General features: G+C 56.8%; 14 protein-coding genes. 12 read left to right on the top strand and 2 right to left on the bottom strand.

Annotated features, from left to right (window positions below; genetic code table 11):
* Position 1 precedes the first annotated feature (1 nt).
* The 12 genes from pbpC (at position 2) to HBM95_17015 (ending at position 14,668) form a co-directional block, all read left to right on the top strand.
* A complete protein-coding gene (gene pbpC, locus HBM95_17070) occupies positions 2–2,326 on the top strand; it encodes a peptidoglycan glycosyltransferase PbpC (GenBank protein NIH44632.1) in 2,325 nt (774 codons plus the stop codon).
* A 156-nt stretch (positions 2,327–2,482) separates the two neighbouring features.
* Entirely contained in the window at positions 2,483–2,914 is a 432-nt protein-coding gene (ndk, locus tag HBM95_17065; protein NIH44631.1) for a nucleoside-diphosphate kinase, read from the top strand.
* A 169-nt stretch (positions 2,915–3,083) separates the two neighbouring features.
* Positions 3,084–4,250, top strand: a complete 1,167-nt coding sequence (trmG/rlmN, locus tag HBM95_17060) for a bifunctional tRNA (adenosine(37)-C2)-methyltransferase TrmG/ribosomal RNA large subunit methyltransferase RlmN (protein ID NIH44630.1) — start codon at positions 3,084–3,086, stop codon at positions 4,248–4,250.
* A 292-nt stretch (positions 4,251–4,542) separates the two neighbouring features.
* Complete coding sequence (rodZ, locus tag HBM95_17055; protein NIH44629.1) at positions 4,543–5,550, top strand: cytoskeleton protein RodZ; 1,008 nt, start codon at positions 4,543–4,545, stop codon at positions 5,548–5,550.
* Positions 5,551–5,576: 26 nt separating this feature from the next.
* Complete coding sequence (ispG, locus tag HBM95_17050; protein ID NIH44628.1) at positions 5,577–6,695, top strand: flavodoxin-dependent (E)-4-hydroxy-3-methylbut-2-enyl-diphosphate synthase; 1,119 nt, start codon at positions 5,577–5,579, stop codon at positions 6,693–6,695.
* An 80-nt stretch (positions 6,696–6,775) separates the two neighbouring features.
* Positions 6,776–8,050, top strand: coding sequence for a histidine--tRNA ligase (hisS, locus tag HBM95_17045; protein ID NIH44627.1), 1,275 nt, complete (start codon positions 6,776–6,778; stop codon positions 8,048–8,050).
* Between the two features lie 13 nt (positions 8,051–8,063).
* The gene (locus tag HBM95_17040) at positions 8,064–8,684 is read left to right on the top strand and encodes a YfgM family protein (protein ID NIH44626.1); all 621 of its coding nucleotides are present in this window, start codon (positions 8,064–8,066) and stop codon (positions 8,682–8,684) included.
* Between the two features lie 10 nt (positions 8,685–8,694).
* Positions 8,695–9,873 (top strand): outer membrane protein assembly factor BamB, encoded by a 1,179-nt coding sequence (bamB, locus tag HBM95_17035; protein ID NIH44625.1) that lies wholly within the window; start codon positions 8,695–8,697, stop codon positions 9,871–9,873.
* A 112-nt stretch (positions 9,874–9,985) separates the two neighbouring features.
* Positions 9,986–11,461: a ribosome biogenesis GTPase Der gene (gene der, locus HBM95_17030; protein NIH44624.1), complete on the top strand. Its 1,476-nt coding sequence runs from the start codon at positions 9,986–9,988 to the stop codon at positions 11,459–11,461.
* Positions 11,462–11,761: 300 nt separating this feature from the next.
* Positions 11,762–13,306 carry a peptide MFS transporter gene (locus HBM95_17025; GenBank protein ID NIH44623.1) on the top strand — a complete coding sequence of 515 codons (1,545 nt, stop codon included), beginning with the start codon at positions 11,762–11,764 and terminating at the stop codon, positions 13,304–13,306.
* A 58-nt stretch (positions 13,307–13,364) separates the two neighbouring features.
* The gene (locus tag HBM95_17020; protein NIH44622.1) at positions 13,365–14,399 is read left to right on the top strand and encodes an oxidoreductase; all 1,035 of its coding nucleotides are present in this window, start codon (positions 13,365–13,367) and stop codon (positions 14,397–14,399) included.
* A gap of 47 nt (positions 14,400–14,446) precedes the next feature.
* Entirely contained in the window at positions 14,447–14,668 is a 222-nt protein-coding gene (locus HBM95_17015) for a hypothetical protein (GenBank protein NIH44621.1), read from the top strand.
* Here HBM95_17015 and HBM95_17010 read toward each other — a convergent pair.
* Both HBM95_17010 and HBM95_17005 read right to left on the bottom strand, forming a co-directional pair.
* Entirely contained in the window at positions 14,665–15,015 is a 351-nt protein-coding gene (locus HBM95_17010; GenBank protein ID NIH44620.1) for a hypothetical protein, read from the bottom strand. The two genes, HBM95_17015 and HBM95_17010, sit on opposite strands and share 4 nt — an antisense overlap.
* Positions 15,016–16,035, bottom strand: a complete 1,020-nt coding sequence (locus HBM95_17005; GenBank protein ID NIH44619.1) for a peptidase M4 family protein — start codon at positions 16,033–16,035, stop codon at positions 15,016–15,018.
* Positions 16,036–16,082: the final 47 nt, after the last annotated feature.

Below are 16,082 nucleotides of genomic sequence, written 5' to 3'. Positions count from 1 at the left end.
CATGCCGGGAGCACGTCTGACACGCTCCCGCTGGCTCTGGCTGGCGGGAGCGCTTCTCGTTTTATGGGGGCTGATTATCGCCGCCGACCGCCTGTGGCCGTTGCCTCTGAAAGAGGTTAACCCTGCACGAGTCGTGGTGGACGAGAAGGGCGCGCCGCTCTGGCGTTTTGCCGATAGCGACGGTATCTGGCGCTATCCGGTTACCATTGAAGACGTTTCTCCGCGCTACCTTGAGGCTCTGATCCAGTACGAAGATCGCTGGTTCTGGGATCATCCAGGCGTAAACCCGCTCTCTGTCCTGCGCGCCGCCTGGCAGGATCTCACCTCCGGAAGAGTGGTTTCGGGAGGAAGCACGCTTACCATGCAGGTTGCGCGCCTGCTGGATCCGCATCCGCGCACCTTTGGCGGCAAAATTCGCCAGCTATGGCGGGCGATGCAGCTGGAGTGGCATCTCTCTAAACGTGACATTCTTACGCTTTATCTCAACCGCGCCCCGTTTGGCGGCACGCTGCAGGGCGTGGGGGCGGCGAGCTGGACCTATCTTGGGAAACCCCCTTCGCAGCTGAGCTATTCCGACGCGGCGTTGCTGGCGGTACTGCCGCAGGCGCCAAGCCGCCTGCGCCCGGACCGCTGGCCGGAGCGGGCCGAAGCGGCACGCAACAAAGTGCTCGACCGCATGGTGACCCAGGGCGTCTGGTCAGCAAAGCAGGTGAAAGAGTCCCGTGAAGAGCCGGTATGGCTGGCTCCCCGGCAGATGCCGCAGCTGGCGCCGCTTTTTGCACGCATGATGCTTGGCAAAAGTCGCGACACAAAGATTGTCACCACGCTGGATGCCGGACTGCAACGGCAGCTGGAAGAGCTGGCGATGAACTGGAAATCCCGCCTGCCGGCACGCAGCTCGCTGGCGATGATCGTAGTCGATCATACCGACATGAAGGTGCGCGGCTGGGTTGGCTCGGTAGATATCAACGACGACACGCGTTTTAGCCACGTGGATATGGTTAACGCGATCCGATCTCCGGGATCGGTATTAAAGCCCTTTATCTACGGTATGGCGCTGGACGATGGCCTGATCCATCCCGCCTCGCTGCTTCAGGACGTGCCCAGAAAAACCGGCGATTATCGCCCGGGAAATTTTGACAGCGGGTTCCACGGGCCGGTCAGCATGAGTGAAGCGCTGGTGCGCTCCCTCAACCTGCCAGCGGTACAGGTGCTGGAAGCCTACGGGCCAAAACGCTTTGCCGGGATGCTGAGCAATGCCGGGCTGCCGCTGATCCTGCCTGCCGGAGCGCAGCCGAATCTGTCGCTGATCCTGGGTGGCGCAGGCGCGAGGCTGGCGGATATCGCCGCCGCGTACAGCGCCTTTGCAAGGCATGGCAAGGCGGGGCGGCTGCGCTTACAGCCGGTCGACCCGCTGACTGAACGCCCGCTGTTATCGCCGGGCTCGGCGTGGATTATTCGCCGTATTCTGGCGAACGAGGCGCAGCCGCTGCCGGACAGCGCGCTGCCGCAAATTGCGCCACTGGCGTGGAAAACGGGCACCAGCTACGGCTACCGTGATGCCTGGGCCATCGGTCTGAATGCCCGTTACGTAATAGGTATCTGGACAGGACGACCGGACGGCACGCCCGTAGCGGGGCAGTTTGGTTTTGCCAGCGCGGTTCCGCTATTAAACCAGGTGAATAACCTGCTTCAGTCACGCTCGACCATAGACGAGGCCCGCCTGCCGCGCGATCCGCGCCCGGAAAGCGTCGGGCGGGGCGTGATCTGTTGGCCTGGCGGTCAGTCGCTGCCGGAAGGGAGTGAAAACTGTCGACGTCGTCTGTCGACCTGGCTGCTGGAAGGGAGTGAACCCCCTACTCTGCTATTGCCCGAACAGGAAGGCATTCGCGGCATTCGTTTCCCGGTCTGGGTGGATAAAACGGGCAAGCGTGTGGCGGCAGATTGCCCTGATGCAACGGAAAAAGTCCTCGATGTCTGGCCGCTGCCGCTGGAGCCGTGGCTGCCTGCGACCGAGCGTCGTGCGGTACGGGTCCCGACTTCATCAACAATCTGTCCTCCGCTCTCGCAGGATGCACCTGCGCCACTCATCCTGACCGGCGTGCGCGAAGGGGCCGTCATAAAACGTCTGCCGGGGGAGTCCCGCGTTTCGCTGCCGCTTCAGGCGACCGGCAACAGCGGCGAGCGCTGGTGGTTTTTGAACGGTGAACCGCTGAGTGTGAAAGGACGGGTTTACACATTACAGCTTGATAAACCGGGCGATTATCAGTTACTCGTTATGGATGAGACCGGGCAGGTTGCGACGGTGAATTTTACGCTGCAGTGACCTTAAAACAGCGTTCAGATGTGAGCTGTTGCTAAAACTCGTCTTATTTTAAAAAAATGTTACCTGAATCCATAGGCAATGGCGCTATTGCTCATTATAATCCGCGCCACACCATACTCCGGTATGCAAAACAACAGAACATTGACAGAGGTTATCATGGCTATTGAACGTACTTTTTCCATCATCAAACCAAACGCGGTGGCAAAAAACGTTATTGGCAGCATCTTCGCTCGCTTTGAATCAGCAGGGTTTAAGATCGTTGGCACCAAAATGCTGCACCTGACCGTTGAGCAGGCTCGTGGTTTCTACGCTGAGCACGAAGGTCGTCCATTCTTTGATGGCCTGGTTGAGTTCATGACCTCCGGTCCAATCGTGGTATCCGTGCTGGAAGGCGAAAACGCAGTACAGCGTCACCGCGATCTGCTGGGTGCAACCAACCCGGACAACGCGCTGGCGGGTACCCTGCGCGCTGACTACGCGGACAGCTTCACCGAGAACGGCACCCACGGTTCCGACTCTGTTGAATCTGCTGCGCGCGAAATCGCGTTCTTCTTCGCTGAAGGCGAAGTGTGTCCACGTACCCGTTAATTTAACGGTTTCGTTTACACATTATTTTCGTAAATGCCACGTCCAGACGTGGCATCCCTGCGCCAGACTTTGTACAATGCAACGCCCCGGACGAGCAGACAGCTTTCCGGGGCGTTTCTATTCAACCCTCCATGGGCCACAACGTGTAACAACGAGGCCGGAAAAAATTATGTCTGAACTAGTGAATACCTCCGAAGTCGCCATTCCTGCGGTTCCCAATAAAAATGGAAAAATTAACCTGCTGGACCTGAACCGTCAGCAGATGCGCGAGTTCTTTAAAGATATGGGTGAGAAGCCGTTTCGTGCCGATCAGGTCATGAAGTGGATGTACCACTACTGCAGCGACAACTTTGATGAGATGACTGACATCAACAAAGTGCTGCGCAACAAGCTCAAAGAAGTGGCTGAAATCCGCGCACCGGAAGTGGTGGAAGAGCAGCGCTCGGCGGACGGCACCATCAAATGGGCGATTGCGGTAGGCGATCAGCGTGTTGAAACCGTCTACATCCCGGAAGAAGATCGCGCCACGCTGTGCGTCTCTTCTCAGGTGGGCTGTGCGCTGGAGTGCAAATTCTGCTCTACCGCTCAGCAAGGGTTTAACCGTAACCTGCGCGTGTCTGAAATCATCGGTCAGGTCTGGCGTGCCGCGAAGATCGTTGGCGCAGCGAAAGTGACCGGTACGCGTCCGATCACCAACGTGGTGATGATGGGGATGGGTGAACCGCTGCTGAACCTGACCAACGTGGTGCCGGCGATGGAGATCATGCTGGATGACTTCGGTTTTGGCCTGTCCAAGCGTCGCGTGACGCTGTCTACCTCAGGCGTTGTGCCTGCGCTGGACAAGCTCGGTGACATGATTGACGTTGCGCTGGCTATCTCCCTGCACGCGCCAAACGATGAAATCCGTGACGAAATTGTACCGATTAACAAAAAGTACAATATCGAAACCTTCCTCGCTGCCGTGCGTCGCTACCTGGAGAAATCCAACGCCAACCAGGGCCGCGTTACCATCGAGTACGTGATGCTTGACCACGTCAACGACGGTACCGAACACGCGCATCAGTTGGCTGAGCTGCTGAAAGATACGCCATGCAAAATCAACCTGATTCCGTGGAACCCGTTCCCGGGCGCACCGTATGGCCGTAGCTCGAACAGCCGTATCGACCGTTTCTCCAAGGTGCTGATGGAGTATGGTTTCACCACCATCGTCCGTAAAACCCGTGGTGATGATATTGATGCTGCGTGCGGACAGTTGGCAGGCGACGTCATTGACCGTACCAAACGTACCCTGCGTAAACGCATGCAGGGCGAGACGATTGCGGTCAAAGCTGTTTGATTATTATGCACTCACGGCGCATTATCTGCGCCGTGATGCTTAATCTTATTGAATAATCAGTCAGATTCGTGATGACTGATCAATAATTACGGTGCGTTTCATCCGACTTTCGGGCAGTATGTAACGACGTAACAACAGTTTAGCCGTTCGGGCAGGGCTGTACTGTCATCTCCGGGCTGACAGTCTTATACTGTCTGTTCAAGGTTAACTGACCTGAAGTTTCGCGGTGCGGGTGGCATTGTGACTCACCGGCACCTGAACCCTTTTTTTCACGTACCAGTAGTTGTAGCGAATGAATACTGAAGCCACTCACGACCAACATGAAGCACTCTCCACTGGCGTTCGTCTTCGCAACGCCCGTGAACAACTCGGACTCAGCCAGCAAGCCGTTGCAGAACGCTTGTGCCTGAAGGTTTCCACGGTTCGCGATATTGAAGAAGATAAGGCGCCTGCCGATCTGGCTTCAACATTTCTGCGCGGTTATATCCGCTCTTACGCAAAGCTGGTGCACATCCCCGAAAACGAATTACTGCCAATGATGGAGAAGCAGGCACCGGTTCGTGCAGCAAAAGTTGCCCCGATGCAAAGCTTCTCCCTGGGGAAACGCCGTAAAAAACGTGATGGCTGGCTGATGAGCTTTACCTGGCTGGTGCTGTTTGTGGTTGTCGGTCTGACCGGCGCGTGGTGGTGGCAGAACCACAAGGCACAGCAGGAAGAGATCTCCACCATGGCCGATCAATCCTCCGCCGAACTCAATCAGGCGAGCAACGGTGGTGCCCAGAGCGTCCCGCTGAACACCGAGGGTGCAGCGACCTCAAGCGAGCCGCAAACAACGGCTCCGGCGACCGATGCAGCACAGGCTCCGGCCGCTACGGCTAACACCGCTACGCCGCAGGCCCAGGATCAAAACGCGGTCGTCGCGCCTTCTCAGGCAAATGTCGATACTGCGATGAACGCCCCGGCAGCGACTCAGCCTGCGGACAATACCGCGGCGTCCCTGCCGACCGACCCGGCGGCAACAGCCGCGCCAGCCGCCGATCCAAACGCGCTGGTGATGAACTTCACGGCTGACTGCTGGCTGGAAGTGACAGACGCGACAGGTAAAAAGCTCTTCAGCGGCCTGCAGCGTAAAGATGGCAATTTAAATCTGGTCGGTCAGGCTCCTTATAAGCTTAAAATTGGCGCTCCGGCGGCGGTACAGATCCAGTATCAAGGAAAACCTGTCGACCTGAGCCGCTTTATCAGAACTAACCAGGTTGCACGTCTTACCGTTAATGCCGAACAATCAGCAGCACAGTAACAGACGGGCAACGCGGGAGATTTTTCATGCATAACCAGGCTCCGATTCAACGTAGAAAATCGAAACGGATTTACGTTGGGAATGTGCCAGTCGGCGATGGGGCACCTATCGCCGTCCAGTCGATGACCAATACGCGCACCACGGACGTGGAAGCGACGGTCAACCAAATCAAAGCATTAGAGCGTGTAGGCGCGGACATTGTTCGCGTCTCCGTGCCCACTATGGATGCCGCTGAGGCGTTCAAACTGATCAAACAGCAGGTCAGCGTTCCGCTGGTTGCAGACATCCACTTCGACTACCGTATCGCGCTGAAAGTCGCCGAATACGGCGTTGATTGCCTGCGTATTAACCCGGGCAACATCGGTAACGAAGAGCGTATCCGCATGGTTGTGGACTGCGCCCGCGACAAAAATATTCCTATCCGTATCGGCGTAAACGCCGGTTCCCTGGAAAAAGATCTGCAGGAAAAATACGGCGAGCCTACGCCTCAGGCGCTGCTCGAATCCGCGATGCGTCACGTCGATCATCTCGATCGTCTTAACTTCGATCAGTTTAAAGTCAGCGTAAAAGCGTCCGACGTGTTCCTCGCAGTGGAATCTTACCGCCTGCTGGCAAAACAGATCGAGCAGCCTCTGCACCTAGGGATCACCGAAGCGGGCGGCCTGCGTAGCGGTTCTGTAAAATCGGCGATCGGCCTGGGGCTGCTGCTCTCTGAAGGGATCGGCGACACCCTGCGCGTCTCGCTGGCGGCCGATCCGGTCGAAGAGATCAAGGTCGGTTTTGATATCCTGAAGTCACTGCGCATTCGTTCGCGTGGGATCAACTTCATTGCCTGCCCAACATGCTCACGTCAGGAATTTGACGTGATCGGCACGGTGAATGCCCTGGAGCAGCGTCTGGAAGACATCATCACCCCAATGGACGTCTCCATCATCGGCTGCGTGGTGAACGGTCCGGGTGAAGCGCTGGTGTCAACCCTGGGCGTAACCGGCGGTAACAAGAAAAGTGGTCTCTATGAAGATGGCGTTCGTAAAGATCGTCTGGATAATAGCGACATGATCGACCAGCTTGAAGCCCGCATCCGCGCCAAAGCCGCGATGATGGACGAAACACAGCGTATCAGCGTTCAGCAGGTTGAAAAATAACGTGATGGGAAGCATGCCGCTTCCCATGTATGATTGAACCCATTCTTTGGGTTTTTTTTGTATATAGAAAGAGAATAAACGTGGCAAAAAACATTCAAGCCATCCGCGGCATGAACGATTACCTGCCTGGCGAAACCGCCATCTGGCAGCGCATTGAAGGCACGCTGAAGCAGGTGCTCGGCAGCTACGGTTACAGTGAAATCCGTTTGCCGATTGTAGAGCAGACCCCGTTATTCAAACGCGCGATCGGTGAAGTGACCGACGTGGTTGAAAAAGAGATGTACACCTTTGAGGACCGCAACGGCGACAGCCTGACCCTGCGTCCGGAAGGTACGGCGGGCTGCGTACGCGCCGGCATCGAACATGGTCTTCTGTACAATCAGGAGCAGCGCCTGTGGTATATCGGCCCGATGTTCCGCCACGAACGTCCGCAGAAAGGTCGTTATCGCCAGTTCAACCAGCTGGGCGTGGAAGTCTTTGGCCTGCAGGGCCCGGACATCGACGCCGAACTGATTATGCTGACCGCCCGCTGGTGGCGCGCGCTCGGTATCGCCGATCATGTCTCCCTGGAACTGAACTCAATCGGTTCTCTGGAAGCGCGAGCTAACTACCGCGATGCGCTGGTGGCGTTCCTGGAACAGCACAAAGAGAAGCTGGACGAAGACTGCAAACGTCGCATGTACAGCAACCCGCTGCGCGTGCTGGATTCCAAAAACCCTGATGTCCAGGCGCTGCTGAACGATGCTCCTGCGCTGGGTGACTACCTGGACGACGAGTCTCGCGAACACTTTACCGGTCTGTGCAAGCTGCTCGAAGCGGCGGGCATTGCCTACACCGTGAACCAGCGTCTGGTGCGCGGTCTGGATTACTACAACCGCACCGTGTTTGAGTGGGTAACCACCAGCCTCGGTTCGCAGGGTACCGTATGTGCCGGCGGCCGTTATGATGGTCTGGTTGAGCAACTGGGTGGCCGTGCGGCCCCTGCGGTTGGCTTCGCGATGGGTCTTGAACGACTTGTTTTGCTGGTTCAGGCAGTTAATCCGGAATTTAAAGCAGATTCCGTTGTCGATATATACCTGGTGGCTTCAGGCGCGGAAACGCAGTCTGCGGCGATGCAGCTTGCCGAACGCGTGCGTGATGCGCTGCCGGGCGTTAAGCTAATGACCAACCATGGCGGCGGCAACTTCAAAAAACAGTTTGCTCGTGCCGATAAGTGGGGCGCAAGTATTGCACTGGTGCTGGGCGAGTCCGAAGTGGCTAACGGCGAAGTGGTAGTAAAAGACCTGCGCTCTGGTGAGCAGACAACGGTAACGCAGGACGGCGTTGCGGCGCACTTGCGCACTCTATTGGGCTAAGGAGAAAGACGGCGTGGAAATGTACGAGAACGAACACGATCAGGTCGACGCGATTAAACGCTTCTTTGCTGAAAACGGCAAAGCGCTGGTTGTTGGGGTAATTTTAGGTGTGGGTGCGCTGGTTGGCTGGCGTTACTGGAACAATCATCAGGCGGATTCCGCGCGCGGCGCGTCTCTGTCCTATGAAAATACCGTTAGCGCGCTTCGGGCCGATCAGCCGCAAACGCTGGTTGCGGCAGAGAAATTTGCCGCCGACAACAAAAACACCTACGGTGCGCTGGCTGCACTGGAAGTGGCTCAGCAGTATGTTGATAAGAACGAACTGGATAAAGCCGCTGCTCAGCTGTCTCAGGGCCTTGCTGCTGCCAGCGATGAAAATCTGAAGGCAGTGATCAATCTGCGCCTGGCACGTATTCAGGTTCAGCAGAAAAAAGCTGACGACGCGCTGAAAACGCTCGATACCATCAAAGGCGAAGGTTTTGCTGCCATCGTTGCCGATCTGCGCGGTGAAGCACTGCTGAGCAAAGGTGACAAAGCGGGCGCGCGTAAAGCGTGGCAAGCTGGCGTAGAGAGCAAAGCGTCACCTGCGCTGAGCGAAATGATGCAGATGAAAATAAATAATTTGTCCGTCTGAGAGGGACCCGATGCAATTGCGTAAATTACTTCTGCCAGGACTGCTTTCTGTTACGTTATTGAGTGGTTGTTCACTGTTCAGTGGCGAAGAAGACGTTGTGAAAATGTCCCCACTGCCGACGGTTGAAAACCAGTTTACCCCATCCACCGCGTGGGATGTCTCCGTGGGCAGTGGGATTGGTGATTTTTATTCCAACCTTCATCCGGCCTATGCCGACAGCGTTGTCTATGCCGCTGACCGTAAAGGTACCGTGAAAGCGGTCAACGCCGATGATGGAAAAGAAGTCTGGTCCGTTAACCTGGCGGAAAAAGACGGCTGGTTCTCCCGTAAACCTGCACTGCTGTCTGGCGGTCTGACCGTTTCCGGTGGTCATGTGTACGTGGGCAGCGAAAAGGCGCAGGTGTATGCGCTGAACAGCAGCGACGGTTCCATTGCCTGGCAAACGACCGTTGCCGGTGAGTCTCTGTCTCGCCCTGTGGTGAGCGACGGCCTGGTGCTGATTCATACCAGCAACGGCCAGCTGCAGGCGCTGAACGAAGCGGACGGTCTGGTGAAATGGACCGTTAACCTGGATATGCCAGCGCTCTCTCTGCGCGGTGAATCTGCGCCGGCTACCGCATTTGGCGCTGCCATTGTGGGCGGTGACAACGGTCGCGTGAGCGCCGTGCTGATGCAGCAGGGCCAGATGATCTGGCAGCAGCGCATCTCTCAGGCCACTGGCTCAACGGAAATTGACCGTCTGAGCGACGTAGACACCACGCCGGTTATCGTTGACGGTGTGGTTTACGCGCTGGCCTATAACGGCAACCTGACCGCGCTGGACCTGCGCAGCGGCCAGATCATGTGGAAACGCGAGCTGGGCTCTGTGAATGATTTCATCGTGGACGGTAACCGCATCTATATGGTTGACCAGAACGACCGCCTGCTGGCGCTGAGCACCGAAGGCGGCGTGACGCTGTGGACACAGAGTGACCTGCTGCATCGTCTGCTGACCGCTCCGGTACTGTATAACGGCAGCCTGGTGGTAGGCGACAGCGAAGGCTATATGCACTGGATCGATCCAGAGAATGGCCGCTTCGTGGCACAGCAGAAAGTGGACGGTTCAGGCTTCCTGACCGACCCGGTTGTGGCTGACGGCAAACTGCTGATTCAGGCAAAAGACGGCACGCTGTACGCGATCACGCGTTAATTACCCGGCGGTTGTAGTATACTAAACGGCTCCTGTTCACTCAGGAGCCGTTTTGACATTTTTAAAAACGCCGCGAAAGCGACGTTTATTTGAATTTTATGAGGCTTCAAACATGGTACCTGTGGTCGCGCTTGTCGGGCGCCCTAACGTTGGAAAATCCACTCTTTTTAACCGTTTAACACGCACCCGTGATGCGCTGGTTGCGGATTTCCCGGGGCTGACGCGTGACCGTAAGTACGGTCGTGCAGAGGTGGAAGGACGCGAGTTCATCTGTATTGATACTGGCGGTATCGATGGCACAGAAGACGGCGTTGAAACCCGCATGGCGGAACAGTCATTGCTGGCGATTGAAGAAGCGGACGTCGTGCTGTTCATGGTGGATGCGCGCGCTGGCCTGATGCCGGCGGACTCCGCTATCGCTAAGCACCTGCGTTCACGCGAAAAGCCAACTTTCCTGGTGGCGAACAAAACTGACGGCATCGATGCCGATCAGGCCATCGCGGACTTCTGGTCTCTGGGCATGGGGGAGATCCACCCGATTGCGGCATCGCATGGCCGCGGTGTGACCAGCCTGCTGGAAACCGTTCTGCTGCCGTGGGTGGACGAAGTGAACCCGCCGGAAGAGGTGGATGAAGACGCCGCATACTGGGCGCAGTTCGAAGACGGTGAAGAAGGCGAAGAAGAAACGCCTGAGGATGACTTCAACCCTCAGGATCTGCCGATCAAGCTGGCTATCGTCGGCCGTCCAAACGTAGGTAAGTCTACACTTACTAACCGTATTCTGGGTGAAGAGCGCGTGGTGGTTTACGACATGCCGGGCACTACGCGTGACAGCATCTACATCCCGATGCAGCGCGATGAACGTGAATATGTCCTCATCGACACCGCCGGGGTACGCAAGCGCGGAAAAATCACCGACGTGGTGGAAAAATTCTCCGTTATCAAAACCCTGCAGGCAATTGAAGATGCCAACGTGGTGCTGCTCGTTATCGACGCGCGCGAAGGTATCTCCGATCAGGATCTCTCTCTGCTCGGCTTTATCCTCAATAGTGGGCGCTCACTGGTTATCGTGGTCAACAAGTGGGACGGCCTGAGCAATGAAGTACGCGAGCAGGTGAAAGAGACTCTGGACTTCCGTCTGGGCTTTATCGACTTTGCCCGCGTGCACTTCATCTCTGCGCTGCATGGCAGCGGCGTCGGTAACCTGTTCGAATCCGTGCGTGAAGCGTATGACAGTTCCACTCGTCGTCAGAGCACCGCCATGCTGACCCGCATCATGAATATGGCTGCGGAAGACCACCAGCCGCCGCTGGTTCGCGGTCGTCGCGTGAAGCTGAAATATGCCCACGCCGGTGGCTATAACCCGCCAATCGTGGTGATCCACGGCAACCAGGTGAAAGACCTGCCGGATTCCTACAAGCGCTATCTGATGAACTACTTCCGTAAATCGCTGGACGTGATGGGCACGCCTATCCGCATCCAGTTTAAGGAAGGGGAAAACCCGTTCGCCAACAAGCGCAACACCCTGACGCCAAACCAGATGCGTAAGCGTAAGCGTTTGATTAAGCACATTAAGAAAAGCAAATAATCATTGCCGATCTCACGAAGGCCCGCGTTTATCGCGGGCTTTTTTTTGCCCAAATCATACCGCCAGTTTTCTCTGTGTGATGTCAATCACTATTCATTTTCAACCACGTTTAAATCTAAGAAAGTAGACAATCGTCGAATTTTCATCTTAAAGTCCAGGGTCCGGTACTAGACAAAACTAGCGACTGGTTATCAAATGGTTAACTAACTTTTCGCCGCATGTAAAAAATCGGTCAGATACGTAACTGACCGGCGTACCTGCTGGTGTTTACAAGCACGACACATACCTTTCGGGAGAATTATGCAATCCTCTGTTAATCAAAAAGAGAGCCGAACGTTCTTCGGCCATCCGTATCCGCTCGGTTCGCTGTTCTTTACCGAGATGTGGGAGCGTTTCTCGTTTTACGGCATTCGCCCGCTGCTGATCCTGTTTATGGCCGCCACCGTCTATGACGGCGGGATGGGGCTGGCGCGCGAAAACGCCTCGGCGATTGTCGGTATCTTTGCCGGCACAATGTATCTCGCCGCACTGCCGGGCGGCTGGCTGGCGGATAACTGGCTCGGCCAGCAGAGAGCCGTATGGTACGGTTCGATTCTGATCGCGCTCGGCCATCTGTCGATCGCGCTGTCGGCCATCATGGGCAATAACCTGTTCTTTATCGGGTTGATGTTCATCGTGCTCGGCTCTGGCCTGTTCAAAACCTGCATCTCGGTGATGGTCGGAACCCTGTATAAAAAAGGCGATGCGCGTCGTGACGGCGGTTTCTCGCTGTTCTACATGGGCATCAACATGGGCTCGTTCATCGCCCCGCTGATTTCCGGCTGGCTGATTAAAACCCACGGCTGGCACTGGGGCTTTGGTATTGGCGGCATCGGGATGCTGGTAGCGCTGATTATCTTCCGCGTATTTGCCGTTCCGGCGATGAAGCGCTACGACAGCGAAGTCGGTCTGGACTCGACATGGAACAGCCCGGTGGTGAAGCGCAACGGCGTGGGCGTTTGGCTGCTGGCGCTGGCGGCAGGCGTGGCTACGCTCGTGACGCTGATCGCGCAGGGCGTGATTGTCATTAACCCGGTCGCGGTAGCCAGCGTGCTGGTCTACGTGATTGCGGCGTCTGTTGCCCTCTACTTTATCTACCTGTTCATTTTCGCGGGCCTGAGCCGCAAAGAGCGCGCCAGGCTGCTGGTCTGCTTTATTCTGCTGGTCTCAGCCGCGTTCTTCTGGTCCGCGTTTGAGCAGAAGCCAACCTCGTTCAACCTGTTTGCTAACGACTACACTAACCGCATGATTGGTGATTTTGAAATTCCGGCGGTGTGGTTCCAGTCGATCAACGCCCTGTTCATCATCCTGCTGGCCCCGGTGTTCAGCTGGGCATGGCCGAAGCTCGCGAGCATGAACATTCGGCCGAGCAGCATCACCAAGTTTGTAATTGGTATTCTGTGTGCGGCAGGGGGCTTTGGCCTGATGATGCTGGCAGCACAGAACGTGCTGAGCAACGGCGGGGCGGGCGTGTCGCCGTTCTGGCTGGTGGGCAGTATCCTGATGCTGACGCTTGGTGAGCTGTGCCTGAGCCCGATCGGTCTGGCGACCATGACCCTGTTGGCACCGGAGAGAATGCGCGGCCAGATGATGGGGCTGTGGTTCTGCGCCAGCGCGCTGGGTAACCTGGCGGCGGGCCTGATTGGCGGCCACGTGAAGGCCGACCAGCTGGATATGCTGCCGGATCTCTTTGCGCGCTGCTCCATGGCGCTGCTGATTTGTGCCGCAGTGCTGATCGTCCTCATTGTTCCGGTGCGCCGCATGCTGGAAAATGTGCAGACTAAACCGGCAGTTAGCGCCTCATAAACCTCGGTGTGCCGGGGCAGGCGTTACGCCCCGGCACGGTATTTTCTGAGGTGAAACTATGCAGTTAGGATTTGTTGGTCTTGGCGCGGTAGTGGAAACAGCGTATCTGCCCGCATTGCGTAACCTGTTCGATGGCGCTGTTCGTTGTTTCGGCTTCGATGTTCTCCCCGCTAAGCACCCCGAAGGCGTTACGCGCAGCGCCTCGCTTGCGGAGCTTTTAGCCACCCCGCTGGATACCCTGTTTATCACCACCGCATCGCTGCACCATCTTGCAGTGTTTGAGCAGGCGATTGCCTCACCCGTACCGCGGATTGTGATTGAAAAACCGATTGTCGCCACGCTTCCTCAAATCGAAAAACTCAACGCGCTGCTGGCAACGCCAGGTGTGGCATCCCGCGTGCTGGCGCTCGACCACTGGATGGCGCGCACCGAAACGGTGAAGCATTCACTGGTCGGCCATGTTTCTGACATCGTTCGCATCGAAGGCTTTTTGCAGGAGCCGAGCGGGTATAACGTCGCCGGGGAACCTGTCGCGCTCAATTTCGCGACCGGTGAACCGGATACGAGAACGCTTCGCCATCCGGACGGCGTGATTCTGGATATCGGTACACACGTGCTGGCGATGCTGCGCGAAACGGTGCGCTATCTTGGCGGCCATGACGATATGACGCTGCAGGTCGTCACGGCCAAAGATCGCCTGGGCCGTAATATTGCAAAAGGCGACCTGACCACGGCGGAAGGTGAGGCGCACTTGCAGGGAAGCATCAGCGGTGTGCCAGTGGAGATCTGGCTTAACAAATACGCGGGGCCTGCAGGTGGACAAAAGGGCTTACGAGTGTATTTACGCGACGGGCGCATCATCAACCACGACCGACGCGGCGCGGAAGATGTGCTGGAGCTGATTGAGGGTAAGGATACTCAGCGCTGGCATATCCCCGGTACGATCTATGAACGCTGTCTTGCCGAACACATTATTGGCGCAAAGAGCCTGTTTGAACGCGATCCGCAGGAGGTGAGCCGCACGACGCGCCGCAGAATCGAGGAGGTGGCGCTGCTGCTGACCTTGCAGCAACAGTTGCGTGGCCCGCACTGAAGACGTGGTAAAATTATCGCAGACCAGAACGCCCTGAAGGAGACACCATGACCATTACCTGCCCGGATTGCCAGGCACAGCTTGAACCCCTGAACGGGGCGGCGCACTGCGACAGCTGTAATAAAGATATTGCGCTCGAAGCCCGCTGCCCGGAGTGCCATCAGCCACTCCAGGTCTTAAAAGCCTGTGGGGCGGTGGATTATTTCTGCCAGAACGGCCACGGCTTAATCTCTAAAAAGCGCGTGGAGTTTGTCCCGGCCGAAGGTTAATCACACACGCAGCCTTCGCCTTTCTTCCACAGCTCGACCAGCGACTCGGGCGCTTCCTGCTCAGGTACCAGCACGATGATATCGGCGTAGTGCGCCTGATTTTGTCCGGTCCAGATAATCTGGATGCGGAAATAGCGCTGATCCCCGCTGCCGGGGGAAGAGACTTGTCCGGGCGGCTGGCCGCGCGGGAAGGCCTGCTCGAGTATGCTCACCAGACGCTGGCGCTGGGCCTCATTGAGCGAGGAGAGCGCGATGGTGCGCTGGCCGCTCAGCTTAGGAATAAAAGCGACGCCGCCTTCCCGGGCCAGCTCAACCACGGCGTCATCCGTCAGTTCCGGAACCTGCATTTACAGCACTCCCACCTGTTCCCAGGCTTGTTTTATTGCCGCCCCAACGTCGCTACCGGAGCGTTTCTCTCCGTGCGTTATCGTCAGTTTTGCAAAGGCATCAAAATCCGCATCCTGCGCCAGATTGCGATCGCAAACCGTGTCGTACCAGGCATAACCCGCTTTTTCCCACGCATAGCCGCCGATTGCGGTCGCGGCCAGATAAAACGCCCGGTTAGGGATGCCGGAGTTAAGATGTACGCCGCCGTTATCCTCGCGCGTTTTGATGAAATCTTTCATATGCGCGGGCTGCGGGTCTTTGCCTAGCAGAGGATCGTCGTAGGCGGTGCCGGGTTCAGACATGGAGCGCAGCCCTTTGCCGTTAATGCCCGCGGCCAGCAGCCCTTCACCAATCAGCCAGTCTGCTTTATCGGCGGTTTGCTTCAGATGATACTGTTTCACCAGCGAGCCAAACACGTCTGACAGGGACTCGTTCAGCGCGCCCGATTGCTCAAAATAGATGAGCCCGGCTTCGGTCTCGGTTACGCCGTGGCTCAGCTCGTGCGCCACCACGTCGATGGCAATCGTAAAGCGGTTAAAGATTTCCCCGTCGCCGTCGCCAAACACCATCTGCTGACCGTTCCAGAAGGCGTTCTGATATTCCCGCCCGTAGTGAACGGTGCCGGTCAAAATAAGCCCCTTATTATCGAGCGAATCACGCTGATATTCTTTCCAGAAGAAATCATGGGTGATACCTAAATAGTTATAGGCTTCATCCACCGCCACATCGCCGTTGGAGGGTTGTCCCTCATAACGCACCTGCGTACCCGGCAGCTCCTGGGTCTGTTTCGCATCGTAGATATCGCGCTCAAGCTGACCGGCTTTATTCACGTGCGGCGCGGCGGGTTTGCCCGGCATATGCGCCATCAGGGTCTGGACGTGGGTTAAGGTCTGGCGGGCACAGCGCTGCTGCGGCTCGGAACCGCTTTCGATAATACGACGAAGAATATAAGGGGGAATAACGCTACGAAGATGGGACATGCTGCTCTCCTTATTAAAAAAGGGAATAGCAGCAGTATAGTAAGTAA

The sequence above is a fragment of the Enterobacter asburiae genome (assembly GCA_011754535.1).
GTDB classification, from domain to species: Bacteria; Pseudomonadota; Gammaproteobacteria; order Enterobacterales; family Enterobacteriaceae; genus Enterobacter; species Enterobacter cloacae_N.
The sequence above is the reverse complement of the archived record's forward strand: the minus strand, read 5'-3'. Positions and strand labels throughout refer to the sequence as shown.